Origin of the sequence: Rhizobium sp. BK377, assembly GCF_014193935.1 — a bacterium.
Classification (GTDB): domain Bacteria; phylum Pseudomonadota; class Alphaproteobacteria; order Rhizobiales; family Rhizobiaceae; genus Rhizobium.
This window is the reverse complement of sequence record NZ_JACIAC010000008.1, coordinates 270,863-285,944: the sequence shown is the minus strand read 5'-3', so window position 1 is coordinate 285,944 and position 15,082 is coordinate 270,863. Positions and strand designations below refer to the sequence as shown.

The window sequence follows — 15,082 nt, the reverse complement described above, 5'->3', positions numbered from 1 at the left end:
CTTGCTCCCAACGTTGACGTTGACTAGCGCGTCGAGAGGCGAGAGTGTCGCATCTCTAACTGGCCCAACTGTCGCATTACTAAATAGCCCCTACAAGAATAGATCGCATAACATAGATTATGGAACCAAAATCTATGCTCGGATGCTATTCAGCCGATTGTATCTCCAGCTGCGGCCAACGCTGCAGCGCCTCCCGTCCGGCGTCCGTCAAACTGTAGACACCTCTGTCGAGCCGTTCGAACCAGCCATAGAAATTGGACAGCAGGATCTTCCCGGCCTCCGGTATGCTGGATCGGATTTCGCGAACGCGTAGCGGCCCCGATGCCAGCGCCGCCGCGCAGCCGAGCGCCTGTTGGCGATATGCCGTCATGAGCGGCGTGCGCGTGCTGCCGCCAAGCGCTGGGTCGCCGCGGCGTTTCTGGTGCTCGCGCATCAGCCGCGATCGGCGCTTCGGATTGGTTCGCGGCATTGGCGATACGGAGCCGACGATGATGCTGACGTCGCCGGCGTCCGAAATCCCGAGCATGCCGATGCCGAGTCTCCGGCAAAGATCGCGATAGCGTTTATCGGCTTCCCGGCCTTTGCCCTTGGCTGAAATTCGCGCAGCAATCCAGACCTCGTCCGATATGGCCGCGCGATCGACGGCCTGCAGGATGAGTTCGAGATTGAAGCTGAGCTTCAGCTCGCAGACTACGACAACAGGCGGATCGTCATCACTCAGGCCGACGAGATCGCAGCCGCCGACTTCGCCCTTGACGACATAACCTGCCTTTTCGAGGAAGCCTTTCACGGGCAGATAAAGCGAAGTTTCCATGGGCCTGCGGATCGAAGAAAAGAATCGTTCCATAATCTACATCGATCCGCTGATACGGGACACCGCATCGATGGCCATCAACCGGATTACACGTAATGACCGTGGATGGTCATCAACGCACCCCTTCGCAGGTTGACGGAAAACCCTCAAGACGCTAGCACGCTCGAAGCGTATCCCGGGGGTAATTCAATATGGATATTTTCACAGCGGCCGGTTTGACGGCCCTGCTGCAGGTCATTGCTATCGACCTTGTTCTCGCCGGCGACAATGCTGTCGTTATCGGCCTTGCTGCTGCCGGCCTGGAAGCCGCGCAGCGCCGCAAGGCAATCATTGTAGGCATTCTGGCGGCAACGGTGCTCCGCATCCTGTTCGCTTCCGTGGCCGTCTATCTGCTGGCAATCGTCGGATTGCTGCTTGCCGGCGGCTTGCTGCTGCTCTGGGTCTGCTGGAAGATGTGGCGCGAGCTGCGTGCCGGCCATGGTGAAGAACATGCGGCCGAAGCCGGTGCATCGGCGCCGAAGAAGACCTTCTTCCAGGCTGCAACGCAGATCGTCATCGCCGACGTTTCCATGTCGCTCGATAACGTCCTGGCCGTTGCGGGCGCCGCTCGCGAGCATCCGAGCGTACTGGTTCTGGGCCTTGGTCTCTCCATTGCGCTGATGGGCATCGCTGCGAACCTCATCGCACGGCTGCTCAACAAGCATCGCTGGATCGCCTATGTCGGCCTGCTGATCATTCTCTATGTCTCGCTGGACATGATCTACCGCGGATATATCGAGGTTGCCCCTTATATCGGCAGCTGAACCTCGACCTCGAAGCTCATCTGATCAAACGCCGGCGCTACATGGTCCGGCGTTTGCGCCATGACCACATCATAGTCGAGCGGCGTATGCATGTGCGTCAGGATTGCCCGTCTGGGCTTAAGCCGCTCGATCCAGTCGAGTGACTGTTCCAGCGAAAGATGGCTGGGATGGTAAGCATATTGCAGGGCATCGATGATCAGCATGTCGAGCCCCTGCAGCTTCTCCACCGTCTGCGGCGGAAAATCGCTGACATCGCTGCAATATGCCACATCCCCGATGCGGAACCCGAGTGAATGGATGTCGCCGTGCTGCTGCAGATGCGGCTTGAAGGCGATCGTTCCGCCTGGCCCATGGATTTCGATGGGCTTTTCCAGATCCTCGATTACGATCGGCAGCGCGATCGGCGGATAGTTGCTGCCGGGTGGTGTTTCCAGGCAATAGCCGAAGGCGTCGCGCAATCGGTCCATGGTGAACTGATCGGCAAAGATCGGCACGCGCCGGCGGGTATTGTGGAAATAGCCACGCAGATCATCGATGCCGTGGATATGGTCTGCATGCGGATGGGTGTAGAGGACTGCGTCGACATGATCGACCCCTGCCCTGATCATCTGCTCGCGAAAATCCGGCCCCGTGTCGATGACGACGGTCGTTGCAGCGCCATCATCAGAAAACTGCTGCACCATAAAGGCGGCGCGTGTTCTTCTGTTCTTTGGATTGTCCGGATTGCAGGCGCCCCAGTCGCCGGTGATGCGCGGCACACCGGGTGACGACGAACAGCCGAGAATGGTGAACCGCTGTCGCCGTGACACGCCGCTAGATCCTCGGCATCTTCGAAAACAGCCTGAACGCGTTGTCGGTGGTGATCCGCGCGACTTCCTCGTAGGGAAGGCCGATCGTATCAGCCAGTACCTCGGCCGTATTCACTACGTAGGATGGCTCGTTGCGCTTGCCACGCCAGCGCTTGGGCGCCAAGTATGGTGCATCCGTTTCGACGAGCAGCCGGTCATGCGGGATCGTCTTTGCGATCTCGCGCAGTTCCTCCGATTTCGGAAAGGTCAGGATGCCCGAAAAGGAGATGTAGCCGCCGAGCTCGACCCCGGTCTTCGCAAGCTCGGGACCGGCCGAGAAGCAATGCAGAATGAAGGGGAAGGCCCCCTTCCCTGTTTCCTCGGTCAGGATCGCCGCCATGTCGGCATCGGCGCTGCGGCTGTGAATGACGAGCGGAAGCTGCGTCTCGCGTGCCGCCGCAATATGGCGACGAAAACCGGTCTGCTGGTCTTCGGGCTTCTGCGTGTCGTAGAAATAGTCGAGACCCGCCTCGCCGATCGCGACGACCTTGTGATGGGCATTGGCGAGCCGCACCAGATCTTCCGTCTGGATATCCAGCTCGTCGCCCGCATTGTTGGGATGCGTGCCGACCGAACAGAAGACGGAAGGGTATTTTTCGGTAATGGCAAGCAGCCCGTCGAGCTTGCGCACGCGAGTGCAGATCGTCACCATCTGCGCGACACCGGACGCATGGGCGCGCGCGACGATGTCGTCGCGCTCGGCCTCGAAATCGGCAAAGTCCAGATGGCAATGCGTATCGACCAGCACGGCTTTAAGCCTCCGGAGCCGTGTAACGCGGGAAGACCGGCTTCGGCGCTTCGAGCGGCGTTCCCGGCACTAGACGGCCGACCTCACCAAGCGCTGCGAAGTCGCGTTTATCCGCAGGCGCGGCGACGAGATCGAGCAGTTTGCCAGCCGATTCCGGCATGAAGGGCTGCAGCAAGATGGCAATCTGGCGCACCACTTCGGCAGTCACATAGAGCACGGTGCCCATGCGTGCCGGATCGGTCTTCTTCAGCGCCCAAGGCTCCTGGCCGGCGAAATAACGGTCGGTCTCGGAGACGACGGCGATAATGGAAGCCAAAGCGCGATGGATCAGCTGCTTGCCCATGTCTTCGCGCGTCGAGACATGCAGTGCGTCGGCCTGCGCCAGCATCGCCTTGTCCTCATCGGTCAGTGGTCCGCATTCCGGGATCTTGCCGTCGCAATTCTTGACGATCATCGACAGCGAACGGCTGGCAAGGTTACCGATGCCATTGGCGAGATCGGAATTGATGCGCGTTCCGATCGCCTCTTCGCTGTAGCTGCCGTCCTGGCCGAAGGAGACTTCGCGCAAGAAGAAATAGCGCACCTGGTCGAGGCCGAAATGGTTCACAAGATTGACCGGATCGACGACATTGCCGAGCGACTTCGACATCTTCTCGCCCTTGTTGAGCAGGAAGCCGTGGGCAAAAACGCGCTTCGGCAGCGGCAGCTTCGCCGACATCAGGAAGGCCGGCCAGTAGACGGCGTGGAAACGGATGATGTCCTTGCCGATGATATGCACGTCGGCTGGCCAGTATTTCGCCCGCGGTCCGTTCCTATCTTCGATATACCCCGTGGCTGTAATATAGTTCGTCAGCGCGTCGACCCAGACATACATGACATGCGAGGGATCGTTCGGTACCTTGATACCCCAGTCGAAGGTGGTGCGTGAGATCGACAGGTCCTTGAGGCCCGACTTGACGAAGGAAATCACCTCGTTGCGGCGCTCGGCAGGGCCGATGAAATCGGGGTTTTCCTCGTAGTGCTTCAGCAGCCGGTCCTGGTATTCCGAGAGCTTGAAGAAATAGCTCGCCTCTTCCACCCATTCGACTGGCGTGCCTTGCGGCCCGTAGCGCACGCCATCGGCGCGCAGCTCCGTTTCATTTTCCTGGTAATAGGCTTCGTCGCGCACCGAGTACCAGCCGGCATAGGAATCCTTGTAGATGTCGCCATTATCGGCCATCAGGTTCCAGATGTTGCGCGAAGTCTCGTGGTGACGTTCCTGCGTGGTGCGGATGAAGTCGTCATTCGAAGCATTGAGCAGCTTCGCCATCGCCTGGAATTCGCCGGAATTGCGGTCGGCAAGTGCTTGTGCCGTGATGCCTTCAGCACGCGCTGTCTGCTGCATCTTCTGGCCATGCTCGTCGGTACCCGTCAGAAAGAAGACATCCTTGCCGTCGAGGCGCTGGTAGCGCGCCATGGCATCGGTTGCGATCAGCTCATAGGCATGGCCGATATGCGGCTTGCCGTTGGGATAGGAGATCGCGGTCGTGATGTAGAAGGGAGTCTTGTCTGTCATGGCGGCCAATTCCGGCTTACTCTATAAAAATCGTCAGCCGCTATTAGCGCATGTCTCGCACAAGCGAAACATCAAGTTTGGCAGCCGCCGACGATTTCCGGGCCACGTATTGATGACCTTGACTCGCGTTCTGGCGCAATCTACCCCTTCTGTCGCAAGAGAGCGGGGCGGTAGCGAAGTGCCATTTTTCATCGATCGGAATAGTCATGGCCGCGCGCCCTCGGAGGCGCGTATTTGACGTTCGAGCCTCTCTATTCTCTCTCTGGTCTCATGGTAGGAGCGCTGGTCGGCATCACCGGCGTCGGCGGCGGTTCGCTGATGACACCTCTTCTGGTGCTCCTTTTCGGTGTCCATCCGGCGACCGCCGTCGGGACCGATCTTCTCTACGCAGCCATCACCAAGACAGTCGGCACGGCTGTTCATGGCGTGCATGGACGTATCAATTGGAAGATCGTCGGCAGTCTTGCGGCCGGCAGCGTCCCTGCCGCGCTTTCGATGCTGTGGCTGATGGCCGGCGTCGACCGCAAGAGCATTGGCGTCGCAAATACCATCACCACCGCCCTCGGCTGGCTACTGGTCATGACCGCAATCATGCTGGTTTTCCGTAGCCAGATCCTCGAATTTGCCCGTCGCGCCATCGGCGAGCGCATGCCGCCGAAACCGGCGACCATCGCCATCTTCACGGTCGTTCTCGGTTTCGTGCTCGGTGTGCTCGTTACCCTGACCTCCGTCGGCGCCGGCGCCCTGGGCGTCACGATCCTGCTCGTCCTCTATCCGCGGCTCGATGTGCGTGAGATCGTCGGCTCCGACATTGTCCATGCAGTGCCCCTGACGCTTATCGGCGGCACGGGTTACTGGCTCATCGGAGAGATCGATTGGTCGATGCTGCTTGCCCTGCTCGTAGGCTCCATTCCCGGCATCGTTGTCGGCAGCCTTCTCGCACCGAAGCTGCACGAGCGCACCATTCGTATTGTGCTTGCCATTACGCTGGGGATTGTTGCCTGGAAGCTGCTGACGGGTTGATCAGGCGCGGGGCTGCTTGATCTCCGAAAGCACTTCCATGATCGTCTGTTTGCGGTCGAGATTATAGGCGTCGGAGATGGTGAGCTTCTCGGTGATTTCGGAATAGAGCCGCGCCAGCCGCTCGGCTGCCGCAATCTGCCCTTCACCGGCGGCAAGACGCGCGCGGTTCATCACGTCATCGCCCACATGGCTGACGAAGAAATCGAAGATCGTATCAGCTTCTTTGCCCGAAAGCGCATCCGCAAGGCGGTGCATAGCCTTGCGTGCCGCTGGCCCCTCGGAGAACAGAACGTCGTTATAGGCCTGAATGATCTCGCCGCCGCCGTAGTTCAGCAGTTTCAGCGCCTCGCCGACGCTGCCCTTTGCGGCGGAAAGCAGGGCCTGCCCCTCCCCCTGAATGCCGAGATGGGCAAGTGCTGAAACCAACGCACTATCATCAATGGGTGCAAGCTTCAGCGGCAGGCAGCGCGACCGGATCGTTGGCAAGAGCTTTCCCGGCGCATGAGACAGGACAAGGAACATCGCCCGCTTCGGCGGCTCCTCGAGGATCTTCAGGATGGCGTTTGCCGCATTCCGGTTCATGTCGTCGGCGGGATCGATGATGACGATGCGCCAGTTGTTGGTGCCCGAGGTCTGCGAGAAGAACTTGCCGGCCCGGCGTACCTCATCGACGGTGATCGCCGATTTGACCTTTCCAGTCCTCTCGTCGACCGGACGAGCGAGATGCAGGAGATTGTGCGAGGCGCCTGAGGCGATCTGCCGGCTGACAGCAGATCCGAGATCCGGATCGGCAATGCGTTCCGGCGCGGTGGCCGGATCGGGATGCGATAGAATATGGTTGGCGAAGCGGAAGGCCAGTGTCGCCTTGCCGATGCCCTCGGGCCCCTCGATCAGGATCGCATGATGGCCCTTGCCGGAGCGATAGAATTGGGCAAGGAAATCCTCGGCATCTTCATGCCCGAAGAGTTTCGTGTTCTCGGCCGGCCAGATGGCGCCGTCGAGCAGTCCTGGCCTGTCCTCACTCATGATGCGCCGCTTCCGGCATCCGCGCTCCGGCCGATGGCTTCAGCAACTGCTTGACGATGGTAAGTATTTCCGCGGCAATCGCCTCTTCCGGCTGCGTGGCGTTGACGACATGGCAGCGCTCAGGCTCACGCGCGGCGATATCGAGATAGGCTTCGCGACGCTTCTCGTGCGTCTCAAGCGTCTCCTTCTCAAAACGGTCGGGGCCGCCGGGGTTTCGCTTGACGACGCGCTCCAACCCCAGCTTGGCTGGAATATCGAGGATCAGCGTACAGTCAGGCATCACACCGTTGATGGCGATTCGCTGCAGTGTCTCGATGAAATCCGGTTCCAGATTGCCGGTGACGCCCTGATAAACGCGCGAGGAATCCATGAAGCGGTCGCAGAGCACGATCTTGCCGTTCGAAAGAGCGGGCCGGATGACCTCTTCGACGTGGTCGTTGCGGGCGGCGGCAAAGAGGATCGCCTCCATGCGAGTGCCGAACGCTTCTGCCGCACCGGACAGCAGCACATGGCGCACCGCTTCGGCGCCCGGCGAGCCTCCCGGCTCCCGGGTCAACAGCACGTCATGGCCTTCGGCCTCGAGGGCCTCGGCGAGGCGGCGGATCTGCGTGGATTTCCCAGCACCCTCTCCGCCTTCAAACGTAACGAACAAACCCTTACCGGACGACAATGATACTTTCCTGCATTCTGAGCGCCACGCTCTTACTCTATCTATCCGAAGATGTTGCGGAGTGAAACCTTTTGCCACGGCGACATATTCGCCTTCCCCGGCAAATTACGGCTGTATTGGCCTCGAGAAAAGGTATCAGCTCTGCTCGGGCTTGTCCCACAGCCAGGAGAAGAACAGCGACTCGCCAAGTTCGAGCAACGCATCGACTGCCCGGCTGGTGAGCGATCCCACTTCCACGGATTGCGCCGTATAGAGCGGGACCTCACGCAACATCCTGTTGCCGGAAACAATGCGCAGTGTTCCGACTTCCGTGTCGGCCTTCAAGGGGGCTATCAGAGGCCAATGATAGACGATGCGGGCCGCAAGCCGGTCAGGATTGTTGATGGGAACATAGACGCTGACCGGTGCCTTGGCGACGAGATCAACGGTGCGCGCCATGCCGCCATAAACGCTTGCAGCACCGATGACTTCCTTGTCGGCAAAGACCTGACGGCTCTCGAAGGCTGTGAGCCCCCATTCCAGCACTCGCTTGGCCTCCTCCGTCCGTTCCTTGTCCGAGGCGATGCCGGCAAGCGCCACGAAGAGGCGCCGTCCGTTGCGCTGCACCGAGGCGACGATCGAATAGCCCTCCCCTTCCGTAAAGCCCGTCGCCAGGCCGTCCGCGCCGAGATCCATGCCGAGCAGCGGATTGCGATTACGCTGGAAGATCCTGTTCCACTCGAAATCAGGCTGGGCGAAATAGGAATAGAGATTGGGATAGGATGTCTGCAGATCGGTGGCGAGCGTCACCAGTTCCCTGGCCGTCACCTTGCTTTTGCCATCGGGGATTCCGGTTGAATTGCCGAAGACGGCTTTGTCCATGCCGAGATCGCGTGCGCGACGCGTCATCGATGCCGCAAACTGGTCTTCGCTGCCGGCCATGCCCTCGGCAAGGATGATGCAGCCATCATTGGCGCCTTGGATCGCCACACCCTTGATCAGGTCCTCGACACGAACCTTCGATTTCAGCGCAGCAAACATCGTGGCCGCACGTGAAGGCGCGCCGCCCGTGCGCCAGGCATATTCGGAGACGGGGTATTCGGTATCGAGCGAAATCTGCCCCTTGTTGACGGCATCGAAAACGAGATCCATCGTCATCAGCTTCGCAAGCGCGGCGGGTGCGAAAACCTGGTTCTCGTTCTTGGCGAGAAGCACCGTACCAGTCGAAGCCTCGATCATATAGGCCTGCGCAGCCTTGGTGACGAAACCGGCCTCTGTGCCCTCTGCCGCAATGGCAGCAGAAGCAGGCAAAAGCAGGCATGCAAGAAGGCGAAGCAACGGCTTCAACATCGCAATTCCCATTGATCGTGCGGGTTGATTCAGGAGGGTAAAGCGAGCCGGAAGCCGATGCAATTACACTTTGTCGTGGGGCTTTATCGCGCCTTTGCGCTGCCACCGTTCTGGCGCTTGAAGGAGGCGAGAATGGATTCCTGCGTCAGCCCGTCATTGCGCACCATCACGGCATCGAAAGCGAGCGGAACCTTCACGGTGACCGCCTCCTGATAGTTCATCGCAAGCGACGCGCCCTTCCAGCCGTTCGGGCGTTCAAAAGGAATGGGTCCGATTTCCGGCAGGATCACGGCCTGTTCCATCGCCTGCACCCCATTGGAGAAAGCCGGGGGCGGCTGCAGAAAATGGCCGCCTGCCGGCGCTCGCATCGGCATGGGGGCCGGAGCCGGTGTCGCATTATATTTGGCGCTCGGCGAGTTGCCGGCATAGGCAGCGGACGAGAATGGCACCGGTACGCTGTCAGGAGAAGGGTCGGAATAGCCGCCGAGGCTCTGCAACTGGTCGCCGGTGATCTTCTTGCTGTTGGAGGCAACCATCACGCCGGTCGCGATCTGTCCCCCGCCCGGATAGATGCCCGGAAGACGGCTGCCCTTCGGAACATAGGAAGCCATCAGATAGGGCATGTCATGACCGTCGAGCGGCGCCTTGCCGACATACTGAACGCGAACCTTGCCGGTGCCGCTGTGCTGCAGGTCGAGCATGGAAGCCGTCTTGTTGGAAAGGTCGATGATGCGGCCTTCGTGATAAGGGCCGCGGTCGTTGACGCGCACGATGATGGATGAACCGGTCTCGACATTGGTCACGCGCGCATAGCTCGGCAGCGGGAAAGTCGGATGCGCGGCGGAAAGATGCATCTGGTCGTAGACTTCGCCATTCGCTGTCAGGCGGCCGTGGAAGGCCGAGCCATACCAGGACGCGATGCCGACCTTGTTATAGGAGTAGTCCTCCCTCGGGTAATACATCTTGCCCTTTACGACATAGGGATCGCCCACCATGTAGCGGCCACCGCCCTTGGGGATATTGTTGCCGTTGGCAACACGCGGGCTGGCTTTGACGCCATATTCGCTTTCGGAGAAATATTCCTTGCCGTGGGATTTCTTCTTGGGAACCGCCTGCGTTGTGCCGCAAGCCGCCACCGTTGCGCACACGGCTGACAATGCCAGCCACCGTGCCGCCGTTGCGAAAGACGCCGCCCCGTAATTCAATTTCATATGCCCCACGCCACCAAAGACCGCTATGGTTAAGGAACTCATTCATGAATGAGTTGAAGTGCCTTATTCCGTGCCTTCCTAATGAGACTTTAATCTTGTGGATATCGTGGCGAATTTGCGAACGATTTCGGCACGATAGCGAGAATTCTAATGATTATGGTTAATATTGAGTTGATTTTAATCTGTGCGGGAATGAAATCGCGCATGTATTTTCCGCATGTTGAACCGTTTCGGATAGTGACAGTACCTTCCGGCTAGCACGATGGTCCTGACCCGCAGCAGGACACATTATGGCAGTTTATCTGTCAGAACTGTCAGAGCACATTGACGCTGAAGTCCGAACCGCTATAAAGCCTGCCGAACCGCGATTTGGTCGTCGGCAGAAGGAGTCCTCGTCAAAAACGAGAGTCTGTCAGCAAAGACGAGCCGGATCAACTGGATGGAAGAGTGTCCGAGTGGTTTAAGGAACCGGTCTTGAAAACCGGCGTGCGGGAGACCGTACCGTGGGTTCGAATCCCACCTCTTCCGCCATAACATATTGAATTTATTAAGTATTTTTCCTTCTACGTGCCGAGGTCCTCGTCGCTTGTTCCGGCGGAGATAACCCAGCTACGCGCATCAAATCGTATTTAATCATCCCCTTGATTTTGGGATAAGTTCGCCCGAACGATATCTGAAAGCTGGATTGCGTTTTCCAGGCTCCCAAACAGCGAGTCCGATGGCGCGGTTGGAGGATGGGAGGGATTTGCATGGCGGAGGTACTAGACCTCGACTGCGTGGTCGTGGGCGGAGGGGTCGTGGGGCTTGCGGTCGCGCGCGAACTTGCAATATCCGGCCGCGATGTGGTTTTGCTCGAGGCGGAGCCGATAACCGGCAGCATCACATCGGCCCGCAACAGCGAGGTCATCCATGCCGGGCTCTACTATGCCACCGGCAGCTTGAAGGCTGAGCTCTGCGTTGCCGGAAAACACCGGCTTTACGACTATTGCCGGGAACGAAATATTCCCCACAGGACCTGCGGCAAACTCGTTGTCGCTGCGAGTGAGGAGGAGGTTGGATATCTTGAAAAGCTGTCGAGGCAAGCCGCCGCAAATGGCGTCGAAGACTGCTATCTGATCGATGCTGCGGAGCTTGCTCTCAGGCAACCACAAATCAGGGGCTTTGCAGCGCTTGTCTCGCCGTCAACCGGCATTATCGACAGCCATAGCCTCATGCAGGCCTACATCACGGATATAGAGGCCAACGGCGGAACCATCATCTGTAATTCCCCCGTCATCGACGGTGAATTCACTGCCGACAAGGTTCGCCTCGCAGTCGGCGGTCGCGATCCGGTAGCGATCGAAACACGCCTTGTGGTCAATGCCGCTGGCCTGAATGCCTGGGCCTTGTCAGAAAGCCTGTCCGGCCTGGACGCCGGCACTATCCCCTCGCGTCACTACGCCAAGGGATGTTATTTCGGCCTGACCGGCCGTGCACCCGCAACACAGCTGATCTACCCGGTCCCGGAAGCCGGTGGTCTCGGAGTGCATCTGACACTCGACCTTGCTGGCCAGGCGCGCTTCGGTCCCGATGTCGAGTGGATCGAGACGATTGACTACGACGTCGATCCAGGCCGGGCGGATAAGTTCTATTCCGCAATCCGCCGCTATTGGCCCGATCTGGTGGATGGCGCGCTACAGCCCGCCTATTCAGGCATCCGTCCGAAGATCGCCGGCCCGGCTGCGGGCGGCGGTGGTGACTTCGTAATTCAAGGGCCGGAGCAAACCGGCCACCCAGCCTATGTGGCGCTTTACGGAATTGAGAGTCCCGGCCTGACCGCTTCGCTCGCCATCGGGCAGAGGGTCGCGCGACTTGCCGAATAGAGAGCCTTCTGTCGTCCGCCTGCTTTACAGCTGCTACCACTTCGTCTCAGTCCGCTGTGCGTTTCTTTCTGCCGCGTTAGCTATGCGGCAAGAGCCGTAGAGGTCGTATCAACAAAAGCCTCTTCTTTGCTAATGCAAATGAGAAAGCTGCAGTTCCAGATGAATTGATATGAGATGTAATGCATGTTGCGTCGAAAAAATTTTACTTAAATTTCATGCTTAACTACTCGTTAACAAGCAGCTTGCGCAGTTGAGGCGATGAACTATGCTTGTTCCCAATAAGGAGAGGATTTGATGTTCGAGAAGAGTTTGCTGATGCCGGTTGGCTTTGCCGCATTGGCCTTTTCCGGCCTGATGTTTCAGATTGCGGCTCATGCGTTTATCGCGCCGGTTACAGTACTTCATCCCTGACAGCGCTAAGCCGCTGCCATACTGGAACTTTTTTCAATTGCGCGCGTTCTATCCCACGTTTTATCCAGGAGGGAGATTGTCATGGAAAACGGAGGTGTAGGTTGGATTGCAGCTATCATTATCGGCGGTTTCGCCGGATGGCTGGCGGAGAAGTTCATGCACAGCAATATGGGCGTGTTCATGAACATATTGCTCGGCATCATCGGCGCGATTGTCGCCAACTGGATTCTCGGTATCCTCCATATCCAGCCGTTGACCGGCTGGCTCGGGTACCTGATCACGGGCTTTGTTGGCGCATGCATCCTGATTGCGATCGGGCGTCTCATCCGCCGCTGACCTGACACGAAGAGATTAAAGGCCGGACGTCATGCGTCCGGCTTCTTTCGTCTATCGGCGGCTGAGGAGACCGAAGAGATAGGCGACACCTGCCGTAATGGCGATTGCTGTCAGCGGCTCTTCACGCACCTTGTCGCGGACACGCTCGGTCATGATGGAGGCTTCGTCGGTCACTGCGGTCTTTGCGCCCTGCCCCAGCGCGATCACACTCTCCGAAAGGCGGGCCAGATCCTCGCGCAGCGCAGCTACCTGCGCGGACAGATCTTCGGCGGCAACTTCGGCCTTGACGCGCGCAGCGGTGGATTCGGCGGAAGCGGGTTTCAATTCGGCCATGGTCTGCTCCTGTTGATGGAATGCCGCTTCAACGAAGTGAGGACTGTAAAGGTTCCGCAATCAAGCATCTTTTGTCGCTCGAGGCGGGCAGCGAGCGCGTGTGCAAGTCCCGCAAGCTTTTCATGCGACAAGCCTTCATTTCCTCGCAGCTTTGTTTTATGGAACGACGAATGTCTGCCCTCTGGGCCAATGATAATGCGAGGTTTGCGTTTCCATGTTCCATCTTCTGAGAAGAGCTGCTCAGACCTGGGTTGCCAAGCTGCTCCTGCTCCTGCTCGTCGCCTCCTTCGGTATCTGGGGTGTATCGCGGGAGCTGATAAGCGGCGGCAACAGCACGACGGTTGTCACCGTCGGCGACCAGCATGTGGACGTCAATGAATTCCGCCTCGCCTATCAGCGCCAGGTGGCCCAACTCGGTCAGCAGTTCGGCATGCGCCTGACGCCCGAGCAGGCGCGCGCCTTCGGCGTTGAACAGCAGGTCCTCGCCCAGCTCGTTGCCGGCGCCTCGCTCGATCAGCTTGCCGATGAGATGGGCCTAGGCCTATCCGAAGACCGCCTTGCCCAGCTAATTGGCGACGATCCGGCTTTCAGGGCAGTCAACGGCCAGTTCGACCGGTCGCTCTTCACGTCTCGTTTGCGCAATGCCGGCATCCGCGAAGACGACTATATCAAGGATCGCAGCAAGCAGGCTGTCCGCAGCCAGATCATCGAAGCCGTTGCCAACGGCTTCCAGGCGCCTGCGACTCTCGTCAACGCGCTGAAACTCTACGGCAACGAGAGCCGCAACGTCGATTACCTGCTGCTCACCAACGCCAATATCGAGCCGATCAAGGCGCCGGCCGAGGATGTGCTCTCCAAGTGGTTCGAAGACGCCAAGCAGCGCTACCGCGCACCGGAATACCGCAAGATCGCCTATCTGAAGCTTCAGCCCGACGATATCGCCGATCCGACAACCGTTACCGACGACCAGATCAAGGAGGCCTTCGACAAGGCCAAGGCGACTTACACGACGCCGGAAAGCCGCACGCTGGAACAGCTGACCTTCGCCAGCAAGGATCTCGCCAATGCGGCCGAGACCGCGCTGAAGACCGGTACGAGTTTCGATCAGCTCGTTACCGATCAGGGCAAGACTGCGCGCGACGTGCTGCTCGGCGAATTCACCAAGGACAAGGTTCCCGATCAGGCTGTTGCTGACGCTGCGTTCGCGGTGAAGGCGGATGGCGGCACCACGCCTGTCGTCGACGGTACTTTCGGTCCTGTGATCCTGCGCGTGACCAATATCAAGCCGGAGACCACGAAGAGCTTCGACGAAGTCAAGGAGGAGCTCCGCAAGCAGCTTGCGGTCGCCAATGCGTCGCAGGAAGTTATCAATGTTCACGACCGTATCGAGGATATGCGCGCCGGCGGCACATCCCTCGAAGAGATCGCCAACCAGCTCAAGCTGAAGGCTGTCGTCATCGACGCCGTCGATATGACGGGCGCCGACAAGGACGGCAACCCGGTCAAGGATATCCCGGTCCAGCAGCAGCTTCTGCCGGAAGCTTTCAAGACCGATGTCGGCGCCGATGCTGTCGCCATTTCCGTCGGCAATGACGGCTATGTCTGGTTCGATGTCCGCGACATCATGCCGGAGCGTGAGCGTCCGCTTGCCGAAGTGCGTGACAAGGCGGTTCAGGATTGGACAGCCGAGCAGCAGAAGGCCGAGCTTGCCAAGAAGGCCGACGAGCTGAAGGCTCAGGCGCAGAAGGGCACCTCGCTTGCCGATATCGCCACCCCGCTTGGTATCGCCGTCGAAAGCAAGAGCGGCGTCACCCGCTCGACCGACGACCCCGTTCTCGGCCGCGCCGCCGTCAACGCCGCCTTCTCCGGCCCTGTCGATACCATCGCAGCAGCCGTCGGCGCTGACCCGAGCACGCAGATCCTGCTGAAGGTGACCGAGGTCAACGACGAACCGACGACCGATGCCTTGAACAACCGCGATCAGCAGATCGCTACCATCGCAAATCAGGCCGGTGACGACATTCTCGATCAGATGGTCAACCTGTTGCAGAGCCAGTACGGTACACAGGTGAACCAGAAACTCGCCGAACAGGCGACCGTCCGCTAGGGGGAA

Annotated in this window: 14 protein-coding genes and 1 tRNA gene; 6 read left to right on the top strand and 9 right to left on the bottom strand. The window is 59.3% G+C overall.

All coding sequences use genetic code 11. The features are described 5' to 3' along the window. Positions 1-145 precede the first annotated feature (145 nt). A complete protein-coding gene (locus tag FHT92_RS26780) occupies positions 146-814 on the bottom strand; it encodes a DUF2161 domain-containing phosphodiesterase (protein WP_183830960.1) in 669 nt (222 codons plus the stop codon). Between the two features lie 191 nt (positions 815-1,005). Between FHT92_RS26780 and FHT92_RS26775 the strand changes: the two genes are divergently transcribed. Next, positions 1,006-1,617, top strand: a complete 612-nt coding sequence (locus tag FHT92_RS26775; RefSeq protein WP_183747204.1) for a TerC family protein — start codon at positions 1,006-1,008, stop codon at positions 1,615-1,617. Here FHT92_RS26775 and FHT92_RS26770 read toward each other — a convergent pair. Genes FHT92_RS26770 through metG form a run of 3 tightly spaced genes read right to left on the bottom strand, consistent with a single transcriptional unit; the run spans position 1,602 to position 4,768 of the window. Continuing rightward, entirely contained in the window at positions 1,602-2,426 is an 825-nt protein-coding gene (locus FHT92_RS26770) for an MBL fold metallo-hydrolase (RefSeq protein WP_183830958.1), read from the bottom strand. The genes FHT92_RS26775 and FHT92_RS26770 overlap by 16 nt on opposite strands. A gap of 4 nt (positions 2,427-2,430) precedes the next feature. Beyond that, the gene (locus FHT92_RS26765) at positions 2,431-3,213 is read right to left on the bottom strand and encodes a TatD family hydrolase (protein WP_183830956.1); all 783 of its coding nucleotides are present in this window, start codon (positions 3,211-3,213) and stop codon (positions 2,431-2,433) included. Between the two features lie 4 nt (positions 3,214-3,217). Continuing rightward, positions 3,218-4,768 (bottom strand): methionine--tRNA ligase, encoded by a 1,551-nt coding sequence (metG, locus tag FHT92_RS26760; protein ID WP_183830954.1) that lies wholly within the window; start codon positions 4,766-4,768, stop codon positions 3,218-3,220. Positions 4,769-5,002: 234 nt separating this feature from the next. Between metG and FHT92_RS26755 the strand changes: the two genes are divergently transcribed. Further along, positions 5,003-5,791: a sulfite exporter TauE/SafE family protein gene (locus FHT92_RS26755; protein WP_183830952.1), complete on the top strand. Its 789-nt coding sequence runs from the start codon at positions 5,003-5,005 to the stop codon at positions 5,789-5,791. Here FHT92_RS26755 and FHT92_RS26750 read toward each other — a convergent pair whose 3' ends face one another. The 4 genes from FHT92_RS26750 to FHT92_RS26735 all read right to left on the bottom strand — a co-directional run bounded on the left by FHT92_RS26750 (position 5,792) and on the right by FHT92_RS26735 (position 10,027). After that, positions 5,792-6,817, bottom strand: a complete 1,026-nt coding sequence (locus tag FHT92_RS26750) for a DNA polymerase III subunit delta' (protein WP_183830951.1) — start codon at positions 6,815-6,817, stop codon at positions 5,792-5,794. It abuts the gene before it with no gap. After that, positions 6,810-7,487 (bottom strand): dTMP kinase, encoded by a 678-nt coding sequence (gene tmk, locus FHT92_RS26745; protein WP_183830949.1) that lies wholly within the window; start codon positions 7,485-7,487, stop codon positions 6,810-6,812. The genes FHT92_RS26750 and tmk overlap by 8 nt, the downstream gene beginning before the upstream one ends. Before the next feature lie 135 nt (positions 7,488-7,622). Further along, complete coding sequence (locus FHT92_RS26740) at positions 7,623-8,816, bottom strand: D-alanyl-D-alanine carboxypeptidase family protein (protein ID WP_183830947.1); 1,194 nt, start codon at positions 8,814-8,816, stop codon at positions 7,623-7,625. 83 nt (positions 8,817-8,899) lie between these two features. Beyond that, positions 8,900-10,027, bottom strand: a complete 1,128-nt coding sequence (locus FHT92_RS26735; RefSeq protein WP_183830945.1) for a septal ring lytic transglycosylase RlpA family protein — start codon at positions 10,025-10,027, stop codon at positions 8,900-8,902. 441 nt (positions 10,028-10,468) lie between these two features. Here FHT92_RS26735 and FHT92_RS26730 point away from each other — a divergent pair. The 3 genes from FHT92_RS26730 to FHT92_RS26720 all read left to right on the top strand — a co-directional run bounded on the left by FHT92_RS26730 (position 10,469) and on the right by FHT92_RS26720 (position 12,636). Next, a tRNA-Ser gene (locus tag FHT92_RS26730) sits at positions 10,469-10,558 on the top strand. 218 nt (positions 10,559-10,776) lie between these two features. Further along, positions 10,777-11,889, top strand: a complete 1,113-nt coding sequence (locus FHT92_RS26725; RefSeq protein WP_183830943.1) for an NAD(P)/FAD-dependent oxidoreductase — start codon at positions 10,777-10,779, stop codon at positions 11,887-11,889. 492 nt (positions 11,890-12,381) lie between these two features. After that, positions 12,382-12,636, top strand: coding sequence for a GlsB/YeaQ/YmgE family stress response membrane protein (locus FHT92_RS26720; protein WP_183830941.1), 255 nt, complete (start codon positions 12,382-12,384; stop codon positions 12,634-12,636). Between the two features lie 51 nt (positions 12,637-12,687). Here the strand turns inward: FHT92_RS26720 and FHT92_RS26715 are convergent, their stop codons facing one another. Then, a complete protein-coding gene (locus tag FHT92_RS26715) occupies positions 12,688-12,969 on the bottom strand; it encodes a hypothetical protein (protein WP_183830939.1) in 282 nt (93 codons plus the stop codon). A gap of 214 nt (positions 12,970-13,183) precedes the next feature. Here FHT92_RS26715 and FHT92_RS26710 point away from each other — a divergent pair, with 214 nt between their 5' ends. Further along, positions 13,184-15,076: a SurA N-terminal domain-containing protein gene (locus FHT92_RS26710; protein ID WP_183830937.1), complete on the top strand. Its 1,893-nt coding sequence runs from the start codon at positions 13,184-13,186 to the stop codon at positions 15,074-15,076. Positions 15,077-15,082: the final 6 nt, after the last annotated feature.

What these genes read in the sequence shown, in the direction of transcription:
- FHT92_RS26735 (WP_183830945.1), bottom strand. Translation starts at nt 10,027, where the DNA reads ATGAAATTGAATTACGGGGCGGCGTCTTTCGCAACGGCGGCACGGTGG.
- FHT92_RS26775 (WP_183747204.1), top strand. Translation starts at nt 1,006, where the DNA reads ATGGATATTTTCACAGCGGCCGGTTTGACGGCCCTGCTGCAGGTCATT.
- FHT92_RS26715 (WP_183830939.1), bottom strand. Translation starts at nt 12,969, where the DNA reads ATGGCCGAATTGAAACCCGCTTCCGCCGAATCCACCGCTGCGCGCGTC.
- FHT92_RS26750 (WP_183830951.1), bottom strand. Translation starts at nt 6,817, where the DNA reads ATGAGTGAGGACAGGCCAGGACTGCTCGACGGCGCCATCTGGCCGGCC.
- FHT92_RS26720 (WP_183830941.1), top strand. Translation starts at nt 12,382, where the DNA reads ATGGAAAACGGAGGTGTAGGTTGGATTGCAGCTATCATTATCGGCGGT.
- FHT92_RS26740 (WP_183830947.1), bottom strand. Translation starts at nt 8,816, where the DNA reads ATGTTGAAGCCGTTGCTTCGCCTTCTTGCATGCCTGCTTTTGCCTGCT.
- FHT92_RS26780 (WP_183830960.1), bottom strand. Translation starts at nt 814, where the DNA reads ATGGAAACTTCGCTTTATCTGCCCGTGAAAGGCTTCCTCGAAAAGGCA.
- FHT92_RS26710 (WP_183830937.1), top strand. Translation starts at nt 13,184, where the DNA reads ATGTTCCATCTTCTGAGAAGAGCTGCTCAGACCTGGGTTGCCAAGCTG.
- metG (WP_183830954.1), bottom strand. Translation starts at nt 4,768, where the DNA reads ATGACAGACAAGACTCCCTTCTACATCACGACCGCGATCTCCTATCCC.
- FHT92_RS26725 (WP_183830943.1), top strand. Translation starts at nt 10,777, where the DNA reads ATGGCGGAGGTACTAGACCTCGACTGCGTGGTCGTGGGCGGAGGGGTC.